Origin of the sequence: Rubrivirga litoralis (assembly GCF_031846415.1) — a bacterium.
Taxonomy (GTDB): Bacteria; Bacteroidota; Rhodothermia; order Rhodothermales; family Rubricoccaceae; genus Rubrivirga; species Rubrivirga litoralis.
The window spans coordinates 164,025-178,171 of the sequence record NZ_JAVRHT010000001.1; the positions used below are offsets into that span (position 1 = coordinate 164,025).

Genomic DNA, 14,147 nt, shown 5'->3' on the forward strand with positions numbered 1-14,147 from the left:
GCGCTTTTCTGGATCCCCGTTCGGCCGCCCTCACGAACACCGCGGCCGCCCCGCCGGAGGGCGCCGAACGACATGGGCGGGGCGGGGTGGGCCGCCCCGCCCGCGGACCCCCGACGACGGCGCGGCGTCTGTGCCCGCTGCCTCGCCTCTGGGGCGCTTTCCAGACCCACCCCGCCCGTGACGCCCCGCATCCTCGCTATTACGGCCCTCGGCCTCGGCCTCTGGGGGGCCGCCGCGCTCGAACGGCCGCTGCGGCGGGTCCCCATCTCGCTGCCGATGGTGTACGTCGCGCTCGGGTGGATCCTGTTCTCGCTCCCGCTCGGGCTCCCCGTGCTCGACCCGGTCGGGAACGAGTCCCACACGTTCGCGGCCGAGGTGCTGACGGAGTTTATCGTGATCGTGTCGCTCGTGGGGGCCGGGCTCGCCATTGACCGGCGGTTCTCGGTCCCGGCGTGGGGGCAGGTGTGGCCGCTCCTCGCGGTGACGATGCCGCTGTCGGTCGCGGCCGTGGCCGTGGCGGGGTGGTGGGGGCTCGGGCTAGCCCCGGCCTCGGCCATCCTGCTCGGCGCCGCGCTCAGCCCGACCGACCCGGTGCTGGCGCGGAACGTCCAGGTCGGGCCGCCGGGCGAGAGCGAGCGCGACGACGTCCGGTTCGACCTGACCGTCGAGGCCGGCGCCAACGACGGGCTCGCCTTCCCGTTCACCTACCTCGCCATCGCGGCGGCCGGCGCGACCGGGCTCGGCCCGTGGCTGGCCGAGTGGGCGGCCGTCGACCTCCTGTGGCGGGTCGCGGCCGGCGTCGCCGTCGGGTTCGCCGTCGGGCGGGTCGGCGGGTGGTACGTGTTCGAGCAGTCGGAGGAGACCGGCGACGACACCGACGACGACACGAACGAGGGGCTCGTGGTGATGGGGACGCTCCTGGCGGCCTACGGGCTCGCCGAGATCGTCGCCGGCTACGGATTCCTGGCCGTGTTCGTGGGCGCCGTCGCGGCCCGCCAGCGCGAGGCCGACAGCGAGTACCACGCGGCCTCGCACCACTTTGCGGACCAGGTCGAGCGCGTGGTGCTCATCGCGATGCTGCTCGGGTTCGGGGGGCTCCTGGCCAGTGGCGTCCTCGACGCCCTCACCGTGCCGGCCGCGGCCCTGGGGCTCGCCGTGCTCCTCGTCGTCCGCCCGCTGGCGGGCATGGCCGGGATGTTCCGGTCGGCGCTCCCGTGGGCGGGGCGGGGGGCGGTCGCGTTCCTCGGCGTCCGCGGGATGGGCACGCTCTACTACCTCGCCTACGGCCAGACGCACGCCACGTTCGAGGGCGCCGACGTGCTCTGGGCGACGGCCTCGTTCACGATCCTGGCCTCCATCGTCCTCCACGGCATGACGGCCCAGCCCATCATGCGTTGGCTCGACCGCCACGACGCGAAGGCCGTCCCGGAGAGCGAGCGCAGCGCGGAGGTCCGCCTCTGAGGGCGGGGCGGGCGACGTGCGGGCGGGGCGGCCCCGCGAGGCCCCGCCACCCCGCCCGCGCGCACCGGAACGGACGGCTCCTCCCCGCCTCGTCTCCTCCCCGCCTCGTCTGCCCGCCTCGTCTTCCCACCCCGCCCGATGCTCGACCTGCTCCGAAAGCTCGACCCCGTCGCCTACGCCGTCCGCCGCGCGCGGGCGCTCGCCCGGCGCCGGGCCGGCCTCTCGCGCCGCGAGGCGCGGCTGCCGTCCGGCCTCGACGTGGTGTACCTGGACTCGGGCGGGGCGGGCGCGCCGCTCGTGCTCGTCCACGGCATCGGCGCGTCGAAGGACCACTGGCCGCCGCTCGCCGAGCGGCTGGGCGGGCGGTTCCGGATCGTGGTCCCCGACCTCCCGGGCTACGGCGAGAGCGAGCACGACGCCGACACGTCGCTCGCGGGCCTGACCGCGGCCGTCTACGAGCTGGCCGAGACGCTGGAGCTGGGGCCGTTCCACCTGGCCGGCTCGTCGATGGGCGGCCGCGTGGCGGCCGAGCTCGCCGCGGCCCACCCCGACGCCGTGCGGACGCTCTGGCTCATCGACCCGGCCGGCGCGCGCGGCGAGGCGCTCAGCGAGATGATCGAGCGGACCGAGGCCGGCGAGCCGCCCCCGCTCTTTTCGCGGACGCCCGATGAGTACGCCGACGTCGTCGCGTTCACCATGTCCGAGCCGCCCGACCTCCCCCGCCCCGCCCTCCGCGTGCTCGCCGCCGAGGGCGCCCTCCACTACGACCGCTACCGCCGCCTGTTCGACGCGCTCGCCGACGAGCTCCGCGACGGCCCGACGACCGAGGAGCTCCTGGCCGGCCTCGACGTGCCCACGCTCGTGACGTGGGGCGGGGCGGACCGCGTGCTCCACCCGTCGGGGGCCGCCACGATCGCCGCGGCCATGCCCAACGCCCGCGCCCACGTCATGCCCGGCCTCGGCCACGTCCCCATGCTGGAGGACCCCGAGGGGACGGCGGCCGCCTACCTCGCCTGGCTCGAAACGGTCGGCGCGTAGCGGGCGGGGCGGTCCCGTTGCCGCCGCCCCGCCCCGAGCACAACCGGCGGGCGGGGTTGCCGCCCGGTGGGCGGGTGGCGCCGCGACGGGCGGGGCGGACCTCCGTCTCCTCCCGCGCTCCACCCCGCCCGCGGCACACGGGAGGGGCGGGGCGGTTCAACGGGCTCCCCACCCCGCCCCCGCGCTCGCCCGTGCCCGAGATCGACCTCGACGACTTCCAGACGACGCTCCGCGTCCGCCCCCTCACGCCGGCCGACCACGAGGCCATCGTCCGCCTCCACGACGTCGCCTTCCCCGGCATGACCACGTGGACGCCCGAGGAGCTTGCCGAGATCGTCGCCGCGTTCCCCGAGGGCCAGCTCGGCGTCGAGGTCGACGGCCGGCTCGTGGCCTCGTCGTTCAGCCTCGTCGTCGACGTCGACGAGTACGGCGCGGGCCACGTCTACGACGACGTCGCCGGTGACGACCTGGCCGAGAACCACGACCCCGACGGCGACTCGCTCTACGGCATCGAGGTCGTCGTCGACCCGGCGTACCGCGGGATGCGCATCGGGCGCCGGCTCTACGAGGAGCGGAAGGCGCTCGTCCGGCGCCTCAACCTCAAGCGGATCGTGATCGGCGGCCGGCTCCCCGGTTACCACCGCGTCTCCGGCGAGATGACGGCGCAGGAGTACGTCGAGCGCGTTCAGGCCCGCGACCTCGTCGAGCCCGTCCTCACGTTCCAGCTCGCCAACGGCTTCGCCATCAAGCGCGTCGTCCCAGGTTACCTCCCGGACGACGCCGAGTCCGAGGGCTACGGCGTGATGATGGAGTGGGTCAACCTCCACTACGCGCCCGACCCCGCCGAGCGCACGCGGAGCACGTTCCCGGTCCGCGTGGCCGCCGTCCAGTACCCAGTCCGCACGATCGAGTCGTTCGACGACTTCGCGCGCCAGGTCGAGTTCTTCGTCGACGCCGCGGCCGGCTACCGAGCCGACTTCGTCCTCTTCCCGGAGATCTTTACGCTCCAGCTCCTCTCGTACCTCCCGCGCGCGCGGCGCGGCGCGGCCGTCCGCCAGCTGGCCGCGCTCGCGCCGGACTACCTCGACCTGTTCCACGACCTCGCGCTGAAGTACAACGTCAACGTGATCGGCGGGAGCACGTATGCCGAGGAGGACGACGGCGTCTACAACGTGGCCTACCTGTTCCGCCGCGACGGGTCCATCGAGAAGCAGGAGAAGCTCCACGTGACGCCCAACGAGCGCCGCTGGTGGGGCGTCCGGCCGGGGTCGGGCGTCCGCGTGTTCGACACCGACCGCGGGCGCGTGGCCATCTCGATCTGCTACGACGTCGAGTTCCCCGAGGTCGCGCGGATCGCGGCGGCCAAGGGCGCCCAGATCCTGTTCGTCCCGTTCTGCACCGACAACCGCCAGGGCTACCTCCGCGTGCGGCTGTGCGCGCAGGCCCGGGCCATCGAGAACCAGATGTACGTGGTGACGGCCGGCGTGACCGGCCTCATCCCCGACGTCGACAACATGGACGTCAACTACGCCCAGAGCGGCGTCTTCACGCCGTCCGACTTCCCGTTCGCGCGCGACGGCGTGGCCGCCGAGTGCGAGCCGAACGTCGAGGCTTTGGTCATCGCCGACGTCGACCTCGAACTCACGCGCCGGAATCGCCTCGTCGGGACCGTCCGCCCCTGGACCGACCGCCGGGCTGACCTCTACGAGATCGTCGAGAAGACGCCGACCGTCCCGCCCCCGATGCCCGACCCCGTCCGCACCGACCACGTGCAGACGGGCTAGCCGCCCCGCCCGCTCCAACCCACCGTCCCGATGCCCGCCCCGCCCTCGCTGACCGACGCCGACCGCGTCCACCTCCGCCGCTGCGTGGAGCTGGCGGCCGACGCCCTGGCCCACGGCGACGAGCCGTTCGGCTCCGTCCTCGTCAGCGCCTCCGGCGAGGTGCTCGCTGAGGCCCGCAACCGCGTGGGCTCGGGCGACGCGACGCGCCACCCCGAGTTCGCGCTCGCACGCTGGGCCGCCGACGAGGTGGACTCCAACGACCGGGCGGCGGCCACCGTCTACACCTCGGGCGAGCACTGCCCGATGTGCTCGGCCGCGCACGCGTGGGTCGGGCTGGGGCGGATCGTCTACGCAACCTCGGCCGCGCAGCTCGCGGAGTGGCTGGAGGCGTTCGGGGCGCCCGCCCCGCCCCTGCGCCTGCTCCCGATCGGGGACGTGGCCCCCGACGTCGAGGTCGTGGGGCCGGTGCCCGAGTTCGAGGACGAGGTCCGCGAGCTCCACCGGCGGTCCTACGAGGGCGGCTGAGGCCGCCCCGCCCCGCCCGACCTGGGCTGCATTGGGCGGGGCGGTCGCCACCGCTCGGGCGGGGTGGTCGCATGCCGCCCCGCCCACGGCCTACGGCACTTCGTAGAGCTCGAGCGGGAGCCCGTCGGGGTCGGCGAAAAACGTGAACCGCCGGCCCGTCCCCTCGTCTCGGCGGACGGCCTCGACCTCGACGCCGTCCGCCTCCAGGTGGGCGACCGCCGCGTCCAGGTCGTCGACCGCGAACGCGAGGTGCCGCAGCCCCTGCGCTTCGGGCCGCGACGGGCGGGGCGGCGCGCCGGGGAAGGTGAACAGCTCGATCTGTGTGCCGTCGGGGAGCCCCAGGTCCAGCTTGTGCGAGCCGCGCGCGGCCCGGTACGTCTCGGCGAGCACGGGGAGCCCGAGCGTCTCGGTGTAGAACCGCCGCGACCGGGCGTAGTCGGACGCGATGACGGCGACGTGGTGGACTCCGAGCAGGCGCATGGCGGGGCGGGGTGGCTCAGGCGGTGGCGGCGGCCCACCCGGTGCAGTAGCCGCCCGGCGCCACCGGGCCGGCGAACAGCTGGCAGCCGCCGCACGCCGCCCCGCCCGCGGGGGCCTCGTAGAACGCGCAGTTGCTGCACATCTCGCCCGGGATCGGCGTCACGTCGACGTAGTTCAGCGCCGCCCGCTGCTGGAGCTCCGCCGCCGTGAGGGCGCCGTAGCCCTCGCAGTTGGCGGCGACCACCCCGCCCTCGTCGCCCCCGCCGCAGGCGGCGAGGACCGGGCTGAGGGCGAAGGCGCCGGCGGTGGCGGTGAGAAAGCGGCGGCGGGAGACGGCGTCGGACATGGTCGGCGTGAGCGGAGTGGGGGAGGAGGCGGGGTGTACCCCGCGGCGGCTACGGGGTGCCCGCCTCGCTGGCCTTCGCGAACTGGGCGTCGAACACGACGTCCGACGGCGGGAAGTCGACGCGGCGGACGAACGCGGCGGCCTCGGCCGCGCCGTGCTCGCGGTCCATCCCAGCGTCCTCCCACTCGACCGAGAGCGGGCCGTCGTAGCCCACGCGGTTCAGCTCGCGGACGATGGCCTCGAAGTCGATCTTGCCCCGCCCGAGGCTGCGGAAGTCCCAGCTCCGCCGGGCGTCGCCGAACTCGGTGTGGCCGCCGAGGATGCCGGCCTCGGTCCGCACGCTGCTCCACCAGACGTCCTTCATATGGACGTGGAACACGCGGTCGGCGTGGTCGCGGAGGAACCGGACGTAGTCGGCGTTCTGGTAGCCGAAGTGGCTGGGGTCGAAGTTGATCCCGAAGGCGGGGTGCCCGCCGAAGGCGTCGAGCGCGCGCTCCCAGCTCGGCCCGTCGAACGCGATCTCCGACGGGTGGACTTCGAGCGCGAACCGGACGCCGAGCTCCTGGAAGCGGTCGAGGACGGGCGTCCATCGGCGGGCCGTCTCCTGGAAGCCGGCCTCGACGTCCTCGGGGAGGTTCGGCGGCCACGAGTAGAACAGGTGCCAGATGGGCGAGCCCGTAAAGCCGGTCACGACGTCGAGCCCGAGCGCCGCCGCCGCTTCGGCCGTGCGGACCACCTCGGCCGCCGCCCGCTGCCGGACGCCCTCCGCGTCGCCGTCGCCCCAGACGTGGGCGGGCACGATGGCCTTGTGGCGCCCGTCGATGATGGCGTCCGCGACGGCCTGCCCGACGAGGTGGCACGAGATGGCCCACACGCCCAGCCCGTTCTCCTCCAGGAGCGCCATCTGGCGCTCGGCGTAGCCGTCCTCGTCGAGCACGCGGCCCACGTCGAGGTGGTCTCCCCAGGTCGCCAGTTCGAGGCCGTCGTAGCCCCACGACGCCGCCTTCGGCGCGAGTTCGGCGATCGGCATGTCGGCCCACTGGCCGGTAAAGAGGGTGACGGGGCGGGGCATGGCGGGGCGTGGGAAACGGGCGGGGCGGGGGCAGACGGCCACCCCGCCCCAATCTGCTGGCGGGGCGGCGGGCGGGGCGGGACTAGGCGGGCGGCGTGTAGCTCGCGTCGACCCAGGCCTCGCGGCGGCCGCTCTCGAGCGCGGTCTGGATAAAGTGGACGCCGCGCGCGCCGTCCTCGACCGTCGGGAAGTCGAGGTCGAGCGGGTCGGGCTCGCGGCCGTCGCGGCGGGCGGCGATCGTGCGGAGGGCGTTGGCGTAGACGTTGGCGAACGCCTCGAAAAACGCCTCGGGGTGGCCCGGAGGCAGCCGCGTCGCGTGGCGGGCCGCCGGGGCGAGGTCGTCGTGGCCGCGGCGGTAGACGCGCTCCTGGCCCTCACGGGGGAGCAGCCGGAGCGCGTTGGGCTCCTCCTGGCGCCAGATCAGCGTGCCCTCGGTGCCGGACACGCGGAGGCGGAGGTCGTTCTCGACGCCGGCCGCGATCTGCGAGCAGTGGAGGACGCCGCCCGCCCCGGCGGTCTGCGCCCCGCCCTGCTGAGCCGCCCCGCCCTCGTATCGCAGGAGCACGTTGGCGTCGTCGTCGATGGCGCGCCCCGGCACGAACGTGCGGACGTCGGCGCAGAGCCGGTCGAGGCGGAGCCCAGTCACGTAGGCGGCCAGGTTCTCGGCATGGCTCCCGATGTCGCCCAGCGCGCCGGCCCCGGCCTTCTCGGGGTCCGTCCGCCACGCGGCCTGCTTCGAGCCCTCGCGCTCGACGGCCGTCGCCAGCCAGCCCTGGCTGTACTCGGCGACCACCTTGCGGACCTCGCCGATCACGCCGTCGGCGACGAGCGCGCGGGCCTGCTTCACGAGCGGGTAGCCCGTGTAGTTGTGCGTGAGCGCGAACACGACGCCCGCCTCTCGGACGGCCCGGACGAGCGCCTCGGCGTCGGCCAGCGTCGTCGTCATCGGCTTGTCGCAGATCACCGAGATGCCGCGCGCGATGAAGGCGTGGGCGACCGGCGCGTGGAGCCAGTTCGGCGTCACGATCGAGACCACGTCGATGCCGTCGTCGCGGGCGGCCTCGGCCTCGGCCATCTCCTCGTACGACCCATACGCCCGCTCGACGCCCAACTCGGCCGCGTGCGCCTTCGACTTCTGAGGGTCCGAGGAGAACACGCCGGCGACGAGCGTGGCGAGGCCGTCGAGCCGGATCGCCCGGCGGTGGACGTCGCCGATAAAGGCGCCGGGGCCGCCGCCGACCATACCGATGCGGAGGGGACGAGAACGAGACACGGGGTCAGTGGGTCAGTGAATCGGTGGATCGGTCGGTCAGCGCGTCCGCCCCGCCCAGAGCGGTCGGGGGCGGGGCGGGGCAAGATGCAGACGGCAGGGCGGCGCGTGGGACGTTGCTTGTCGCCCCGCCCGGGCGGGGCGGGCTAGCGCGCGCAGTCGAGGCGGGCGGCCCAGCAGACCGCCCCGCCCAGGTGCGCCAGGAACAGCGGCTCGGCGTAGCTCTCGGCCGTGTGCCCGAGCGCCGTGTACGCCGAGCGGCCCCGCCCGACCTCGTGCGCCCACGCCGCCGGTGGAGTGCCCGCCGCCCCGCCCTCGTAGCTGGCCCCGTCGAGGCGGAGGAGCACGCGGACGTTTTCGGGCGGGGCGTGGAAGGTGTACCACTCGTCGGTCCGCATCCAGCGGGCGGGGAGGCCGCGCGTGGCGGGGTGGTCCGCGTCGGCGACCGCGAGCGCGGCCTCCTGGACGGGCGGGTGGCTTTCGAAGTAGGCTCCGACGAGGCGCCCGTACCATGGCCACGCGTACTCGGTGTCGCTCGCCGCGTGCACGCCGACCCAGCCGCCGCCGCCCTCGACGTACGCTCGGAGCGCGGCCTCCCCGTCCGGCCCCAGCACGTCGCCCGTGGTGTTGAGGAAGACGACGGCGGCGTAGGGCGCCAGCCGCTCGGGCGCGAACGCGAGGCTGTCCTCGGTCGCGTCGACCTCGAAGCCGCGCGCCCCGCCCAGCGCGCGGAGCGCGGCGACGCCGTCGGGGATCGAGGCGTGGCGGTAACCGGCCGTCTTTGTGAACACGAGCACGCGTGGCTCCGCAGTCGGCTCCGGCGCGGGCTCCGGCTCCGTCGTCGCGCAGCCGGCGACGAGGACGGCGAGAACGAGGGCTAGACGGTGCATCGGCGGACGGCGTCGGCGAGGGCGGGGCGGGGGGCGCCGGTCGGGATGAACTCCTGGGCGACGTAGCCGCTGTAGCCGGCCGCGTCGAGCGCGCGCACAATCGCCGGGTAAAACAGCTCCTGCGACTCGTCGATCTCGTGCCGCCCCGGCACCCCGGCCGTGTGGACGTGCGCGATGGCGTCGAGGTGGTCGGTCAGCGTGCGGATCACGTCGCCTTCCATGATCTGCATGTGGTAGACGTCGTAGAGCAGCCGGAACCGCGGCGAGCCCAGCCGCTCCACGAGGGCCACGCCCCACGCCGTCGAGTCGGCTTGGTAGTCCGGGTGGTCCACCTTCGAGTTGAACAGCTCCAGGCAGACCGTCACGCCGAGGCGCTCGGCGAGCGGGAGGATCCGTTCGAGCCCCTGCGCCATCGTCTCCAGGCCGGCCGCGTCGTCCAGGCCGTCACGGTTGCCCGAGAAGCAGATGAGGTTCGGCCACCCCGCCCCCGCCGTCGCCTCCAGCTGCTCGCGGTAGGCCGGCACCAGCCACTCGTGGTGCTCGGCCCGGTTCCATCCCTGGCGGAGCGGGTCGGGCACGTCGGCGGACTGCGCCGTCATGGCGCACGTGAGCCCGTGGCGCGCGAGCGTCGGCTCGTCCGCCGGCTGGACCAGCTCGACGGACGCGATGCCCAGGTCGGCCGCGACCGCGCACAGCTCGTCCAGCGACCACATGCCAAACGGCCACTGACAGACCGAGTGCCGGAACGACGCCTCCCGCCCCGCCCGCTCGGCCGCCGCGGGCGGGGCGGGCGGGGCGGGCTGCAAACCAGCGGGGAGAGCCGCCAGCGGCAGCGCGGCCCCGGCGGTGCGGACAAAGTCGCGGCGGCGCATGCTCGGGCGGGGTGGGGGAGGGGGAGCCTGCGGGCGGTGCGGCTAGTCCCGGAGCGACGTGAGATAGTCGATGCTCTCCTGGGCAAAGGCGAGCGAGCCGGCCGGCGGCGTGTCGGCCTCGACGAACGCGTGCCGCAGCCCGGCCGCCCCGCTCGCGGCGAAGATCCGGGGCCAGTCGATCACGCCCGCGCCGACGGCCGTCTGCGCCATGTCCGGCCCGGCTCCGTCCTTGACGTGCCACAGCGGGAACCGCCCGGGGTAGCGCTCGAAGATCTCGACCGGGTCGTAGCCGGCCACGTGCGCCCAGTACAGGTCGAGCTCCAGGACGACGAGGTCCGGGTCGAGCCGCTCGACGAAGTCGAAGTACGCCGGGCGGCCGCCGCCGAACGTGTCGAACTCGAAGTCGTGGTTGTGGTAGCCCAGCTGGACGCCGGCGGCCTGCGACCGCTCGCCGAGGTCGTTGAGGAGGTCGGCGAGCGCGAGGTAGCCGTCGCGGTCGGGCCGCGCGTCGGGCGGCAGCCATGGGATGACGAGGTAGCCGTGGCCGACGGCCGCGACCGTTTCCAGGGCCGCGTCGAACGCGGGCAGCCCGGCGTCCGCCATGCTCTCGGAGCCTGCGACGACCTCGGCCACCATCTGGTGCGCGCTCGGCGCCGTCAGCCCGTGCGCGTCGAGGGCGGCCGCGAACACGGCCGGCTCGAGGTCGGCGTAGCCGGCCGTCTCGACCTCGCCGTACCCGTACCGCGCCAGCATCTCGAGCACGCCGTTGACGTCGCCCGGGAGCACGTCGCGGAGGCTGTAGAGCTGGATGCCGAGCGTGTCGGGCACGCCGGCGCGGCGGGCGGCCTCCGCCACGCGCAGCGCGGTCGGCCCGAGGACCACCCCGCCCACGGCGGCGGCGGACGACTGGAGAAAGCGGCGGCGGTGCATGGCGGGCGATGAGTGACGAGTGATGAGTGACGGGCAGGACCCGTGGGCGGGGCGGGGTCGCTCCAGACGAGCGGGCGGGGCGGAGGCCTTTGCCCATCACCCGTAACCCCTTACCCGTTCAACCCCCACCCCGCCCGGTAGCGGCGCGAGAGGAGGGCGTCCGAGTCGGGCACGTTCGTGACCGCCCCGCCCGGGTCCACCGTGATGGGCTTGCCGGCGTTCATGGCCGCGATGCCGAGCAGCATGATCTCGTTGAGGTGCGCGCCGTAGTCGAACGGGCACGAGATCGGCTCCGTCCCCTGGATGGCGCGGACCCAGTTGGCCTCGTGGCCGCCCATGTCGCCCTCGACGCGCGGGAGCGTCTGCGGCACGGCGGCCGCGGCCGCCTCCAGCGCCGACGTGTCGCCGCCCCGCTGGGCGGGGAGGAAGCGCGGGTTGCGCCCGTACGTCTCGTGGACGAGCAGCCCACGCTCGCCCACGAAGATCACGCCGCCGTTCGGGTCGACCGTGAACCCGTCGGGCGCGCTCTCGGGCGTCGGCGGCAGGAGCCCGCCGTCGTACCACGTCATGCGGACCTCCCCGCCCGGATCGGCCGCGCCCGCCTGCGGGCCGGCCGTGGGGAACGTCCAGTCGGTGATCGTGGCGAGCGGGTACGTCCCCTTGTCGTCGGCGCCGCCGCCCCACGGCGTGTGCCGCGTCTCGACGCGGGCGGGGCGGGGCAAATCGAGCGCCCACACGGGGAAGTCGACGAGGTGCGCGCCCATGTCGCCCAGCGACCCCACGCCGAAGCCCACGAACCCGCGCCACCCGAACGGGTGGATGCCCGGCCGGTACGGCTGCTCCTCGTTCGGCCCCAGGTACAGGTCCCACGGGAGGCCGGGCGGGGCGGGCTCGGGCGCGGGCAGCGGGACGCCCTGCGGCCACCACCCGTTCGGCCGGTTCGTCCACGAGAGCACCTCGCGGACCGGCCCCAGCACGCCGGCGCGGACGACCTCGACCACGCGGCGGCCGTCGTCGCCCGAGTGGCCCTGGTTGCCCATCTGCGTGATCACCCCGCTCGCAGCGGCGGCGTCACGCAGGAGGCGGCTCTCCTCGACCGTGTACGTCAGCGGCTTCTGGCAGTAGACGTGGAGGCCCCGCCCCATCGCGTCGAGCGCGGCCAGCGCGTGCATGTGGTCCGGCGTGGCGACCACGACGGCGTCCAGCCCGCTCTCGCGCTCCAGCATCTCGCGGAAGTCGGCGTACGTCGCGGCCCCGGCGTAGGCGTCGCGGAGCGCCCGCCCCGCCCGCTGCACGCCCGGGTCGTCCGACGCGAGCCGGCCCTCGACGGCCTCGGCCACGCGGCCCATGTCCACGTCGGCGAGCGCCGCGATGCGGACGTCGTCGCGGACGGCAAGGGCGGCGGCGTTCGAGGCGCCCATCCCGCCGGCCCCGATCACGCCGACCACGACGGCGTCGCTCGGGGCGACGTGGCCCGCCCCGCCCAGCACGTGGCGCGGGACGACGAGCGGGGCGGCGGCGGCGAACGCCGCGGTGCGGGCAAAGTCTCGACGGTTCATGGCGGGTAACGTGTGACGGGTAATGAGTGACGAGGAGGACCCGTGGGCGGGGCGGGGTCGCTCCAGACGAGCGGGCGGGCGGGGTGGAGGCCTTTGCCCATCACCCGTAGCCCGTCACTCGTCACACACGCAGGTCGCCCCGGTTGACGGCGTTGACGGCGTGGTCGACGGCGCGGGCCGTCATGGCCATGTAGGTCAGCGACGGGTTCTGGCACCCGGCCGACGTCATAAAGGCGCCGTCGGTGACGTAGAGGTTGGGGACCTCGTGAACCCGGTTGTGACGGTCGACGCACCCGGTCTCGGGCGTCGCGCTCATCCGCGCCGTCCCCATCTCGTGGATGCCCTCGCCGAGCCGATACGGCTGGTCGAACGTCTGCACGTTCGTGGCGCCGGCGGCCTCCAGCATCTCGGCCCCGTCGTTCTTCATCCCCTCGCGCATCCGGTACTCGTTCTCGCGGATCGACCCGACGACGCGGGGGACCGGGATGCCCCAGGCGTCGACCTCGTCGGTCAGCTCGATCCGGTTGTCGTCGTAGGCCAGCGTCTCGCCGAACGGGTACATCGTGAACGACCACTGGCCCGGCTCCTGGAGCGACTCCTTGAGCGCGACGCCCACGCCGGGCTGGCCGGCCCCGCGGCTCCACCCCGCCCGGCCCGACCCGCCCTGGTAGCCGTAGCCGCGCACGAAGTCGCGGCCCGAGGACGGCTCCCAGGGGAGGTTCTGGAAGCGCGGGATGTAGATGCCGTTGGGCCGGCTCCCGAACGTGTAGCGGTCCTCGAAGCCCGGGACCTCGCCGTTCGCCCCGCACTTGAAGTGGTGGTCCATGATCCCCTTGCCGAGCAGGCCCGACTGGTTGCCCAGCCCGTCCGGGAAGCGCGGCGTCGTCGTCTGCATGAGGATCTGGGCCGAGCCCAGCGCGCTCGCGTTGAGGAACACGACCTTGGCGTAGAACTCCAGCGGCTCCTTCGTCTCGCGGTCGATCACGCGCACGCCGCGGACGCGGTCCGTGTCCTCGTCGTAGATCAGCGAGTGGACGATGGAGTCGGGCCGGACGGTGAGGTTGCCCGTGGCCTGGGCGGCGGGGAGCGTCGAGGAGAGCGAGCAGAAGTAGGCGCCGGCCGAGCAGCCCCGGTCGCACGGGCCGCAGTAGTGGCACGCGGCGCGGCCGCCCAGCGGCTGCGTGAGGATGGCGGCCCGCCCGATCGTCATGGCGCGGCCGTCGAAGTCGCGGGCGATCGAGTCCTTGACGTGGGCCTCGACGGCCGTCATCGGCATGGCCGGCAGGAACTCCGAGTCGGGGAGCTGGCGGAACCCGCGCGGCTCGCCCGAGATGCCCACGAACGGCTCGACGTACGAGTACCACGGCTCGATGTCGGCGTAGGTGATGGGCCAGCGCGTGCCGCGCCCCTCGCGCTCGTTGGCCGTAAAGTCTATTGGCGCGAGCCGGTACGTCTGACGGCCCCACATGACCGACCGGCCGCCGAGGTGGTAGCCCCTCACCCAGAGGAACTCGTCGGGGGCGTCGTCGGCGCCCGTCTCGTAGGGGTGGTCCACGTCGTCGACGTACCAATGAGCCGTGTTCTCGTTGAACGGGCCGGCCTTCATCTGGCGGAACTGGCGGGCCTCGGCGTGGCGGCGGTCGCCCCGCCCGCGGAACGGGGTCTCCCACGGCGGCCGGTGCTCGGTGACGTAGCCGGCCCCGTGCTCGACGTTCCGGCCGCGCTCCAGGACGAGCGTCTTGAGCCCCTTCTCGGTCAGCTCCTTGGCCGCCCAGCCGCCCGAGATCCCGGACCCGATCACGATCGCGTCGTAGGGCTCGCCGCTGGACTGCACCTGAACCGTCCGGATCTTCTCGATATAGGAGGCGCCGTGGGCGCCATGTGCGTCGTGCTGCATGGTGTTCGGTACTGGGTACTAGG

At 74.3% G+C, this 14,147-nt stretch carries 13 protein-coding genes; 4 read left to right on the forward strand and 9 right to left on the reverse strand.

What is annotated here, in order from left to right; genetic code table 11:
• Positions 1-177: 177 nt before the first annotated feature.
• From RM540_RS00650 to RM540_RS00665, 4 genes are all read left to right on the forward strand, one after another.
• Positions 178-1,461 (forward strand): cation:proton antiporter, encoded by a 1,284-nt coding sequence (locus tag RM540_RS00650; protein WP_311661226.1) that lies wholly within the window; start codon positions 178-180, stop codon positions 1,459-1,461.
• A gap of 138 nt (positions 1,462-1,599) precedes the next feature.
• Positions 1,600-2,499 (forward strand): alpha/beta fold hydrolase, encoded by a 900-nt coding sequence (locus RM540_RS00655; RefSeq protein ID WP_311661227.1) that lies wholly within the window; start codon positions 1,600-1,602, stop codon positions 2,497-2,499.
• Positions 2,500-2,690: 191 nt separating this feature from the next.
• Positions 2,691-4,283, forward strand: a complete 1,593-nt coding sequence (locus RM540_RS00660) for a GNAT family N-acetyltransferase (RefSeq protein WP_311661228.1) — start codon at positions 2,691-2,693, stop codon at positions 4,281-4,283.
• Between the two features lie 30 nt (positions 4,284-4,313).
• Positions 4,314-4,808 (forward strand): nucleoside deaminase, encoded by a 495-nt coding sequence (locus tag RM540_RS00665; RefSeq protein ID WP_311661229.1) that lies wholly within the window; start codon positions 4,314-4,316, stop codon positions 4,806-4,808.
• 90 nt (positions 4,809-4,898) lie between these two features.
• On the opposite strand, the gene gloA2 is transcribed toward RM540_RS00665, so the two are convergent.
• From gloA2 to RM540_RS00710, 9 genes are all read right to left on the reverse strand, one after another.
• A complete protein-coding gene (gloA2, locus tag RM540_RS00670) occupies positions 4,899-5,288 on the reverse strand; it encodes an SMU1112c/YaeR family gloxylase I-like metalloprotein (RefSeq protein WP_311661230.1) in 390 nt (129 codons plus the stop codon).
• A 16-nt stretch (positions 5,289-5,304) separates the two neighbouring features.
• The gene (locus tag RM540_RS00675) at positions 5,305-5,634 is read right to left on the reverse strand and encodes a high-potential iron-sulfur protein (protein WP_311661231.1); all 330 of its coding nucleotides are present in this window, start codon (positions 5,632-5,634) and stop codon (positions 5,305-5,307) included.
• 49 nt (positions 5,635-5,683) lie between these two features.
• Positions 5,684-6,706, reverse strand: a complete 1,023-nt coding sequence (locus tag RM540_RS00680) for a sugar phosphate isomerase/epimerase family protein (protein ID WP_311661232.1) — start codon at positions 6,704-6,706, stop codon at positions 5,684-5,686.
• A gap of 82 nt (positions 6,707-6,788) precedes the next feature.
• Positions 6,789-7,979: a Gfo/Idh/MocA family protein gene (locus tag RM540_RS00685; RefSeq protein ID WP_311661233.1), complete on the reverse strand. Its 1,191-nt coding sequence runs from the start codon at positions 7,977-7,979 to the stop codon at positions 6,789-6,791.
• A 143-nt stretch (positions 7,980-8,122) separates the two neighbouring features.
• The gene (locus RM540_RS00690; protein WP_311661234.1) at positions 8,123-8,866 is read right to left on the reverse strand and encodes a ThuA domain-containing protein; all 744 of its coding nucleotides are present in this window, start codon (positions 8,864-8,866) and stop codon (positions 8,123-8,125) included.
• A complete protein-coding gene (locus RM540_RS00695; protein ID WP_311661236.1) occupies positions 8,854-9,738 on the reverse strand; it encodes a hydroxypyruvate isomerase family protein in 885 nt (294 codons plus the stop codon). The genes RM540_RS00690 and RM540_RS00695 overlap by 13 nt, the downstream gene beginning before the upstream one ends.
• Before the next feature lie 42 nt (positions 9,739-9,780).
• Positions 9,781-10,668 carry a sugar phosphate isomerase/epimerase family protein gene (locus RM540_RS00700; RefSeq protein ID WP_311661237.1) on the reverse strand — a complete coding sequence of 296 codons (888 nt, stop codon included), beginning with the start codon at positions 10,666-10,668 and terminating at the stop codon, positions 9,781-9,783.
• Positions 10,669-10,778: 110 nt separating this feature from the next.
• Entirely contained in the window at positions 10,779-12,227 is a 1,449-nt protein-coding gene (locus tag RM540_RS00705) for a Gfo/Idh/MocA family protein (RefSeq protein ID WP_311661239.1), read from the reverse strand.
• 121 nt (positions 12,228-12,348) lie between these two features.
• The gene (locus tag RM540_RS00710; RefSeq protein ID WP_311661241.1) at positions 12,349-14,124 is read right to left on the reverse strand and encodes a GMC oxidoreductase; all 1,776 of its coding nucleotides are present in this window, start codon (positions 14,122-14,124) and stop codon (positions 12,349-12,351) included.
• Between the last annotated feature and the right edge of the window lie 23 nt (positions 14,125-14,147).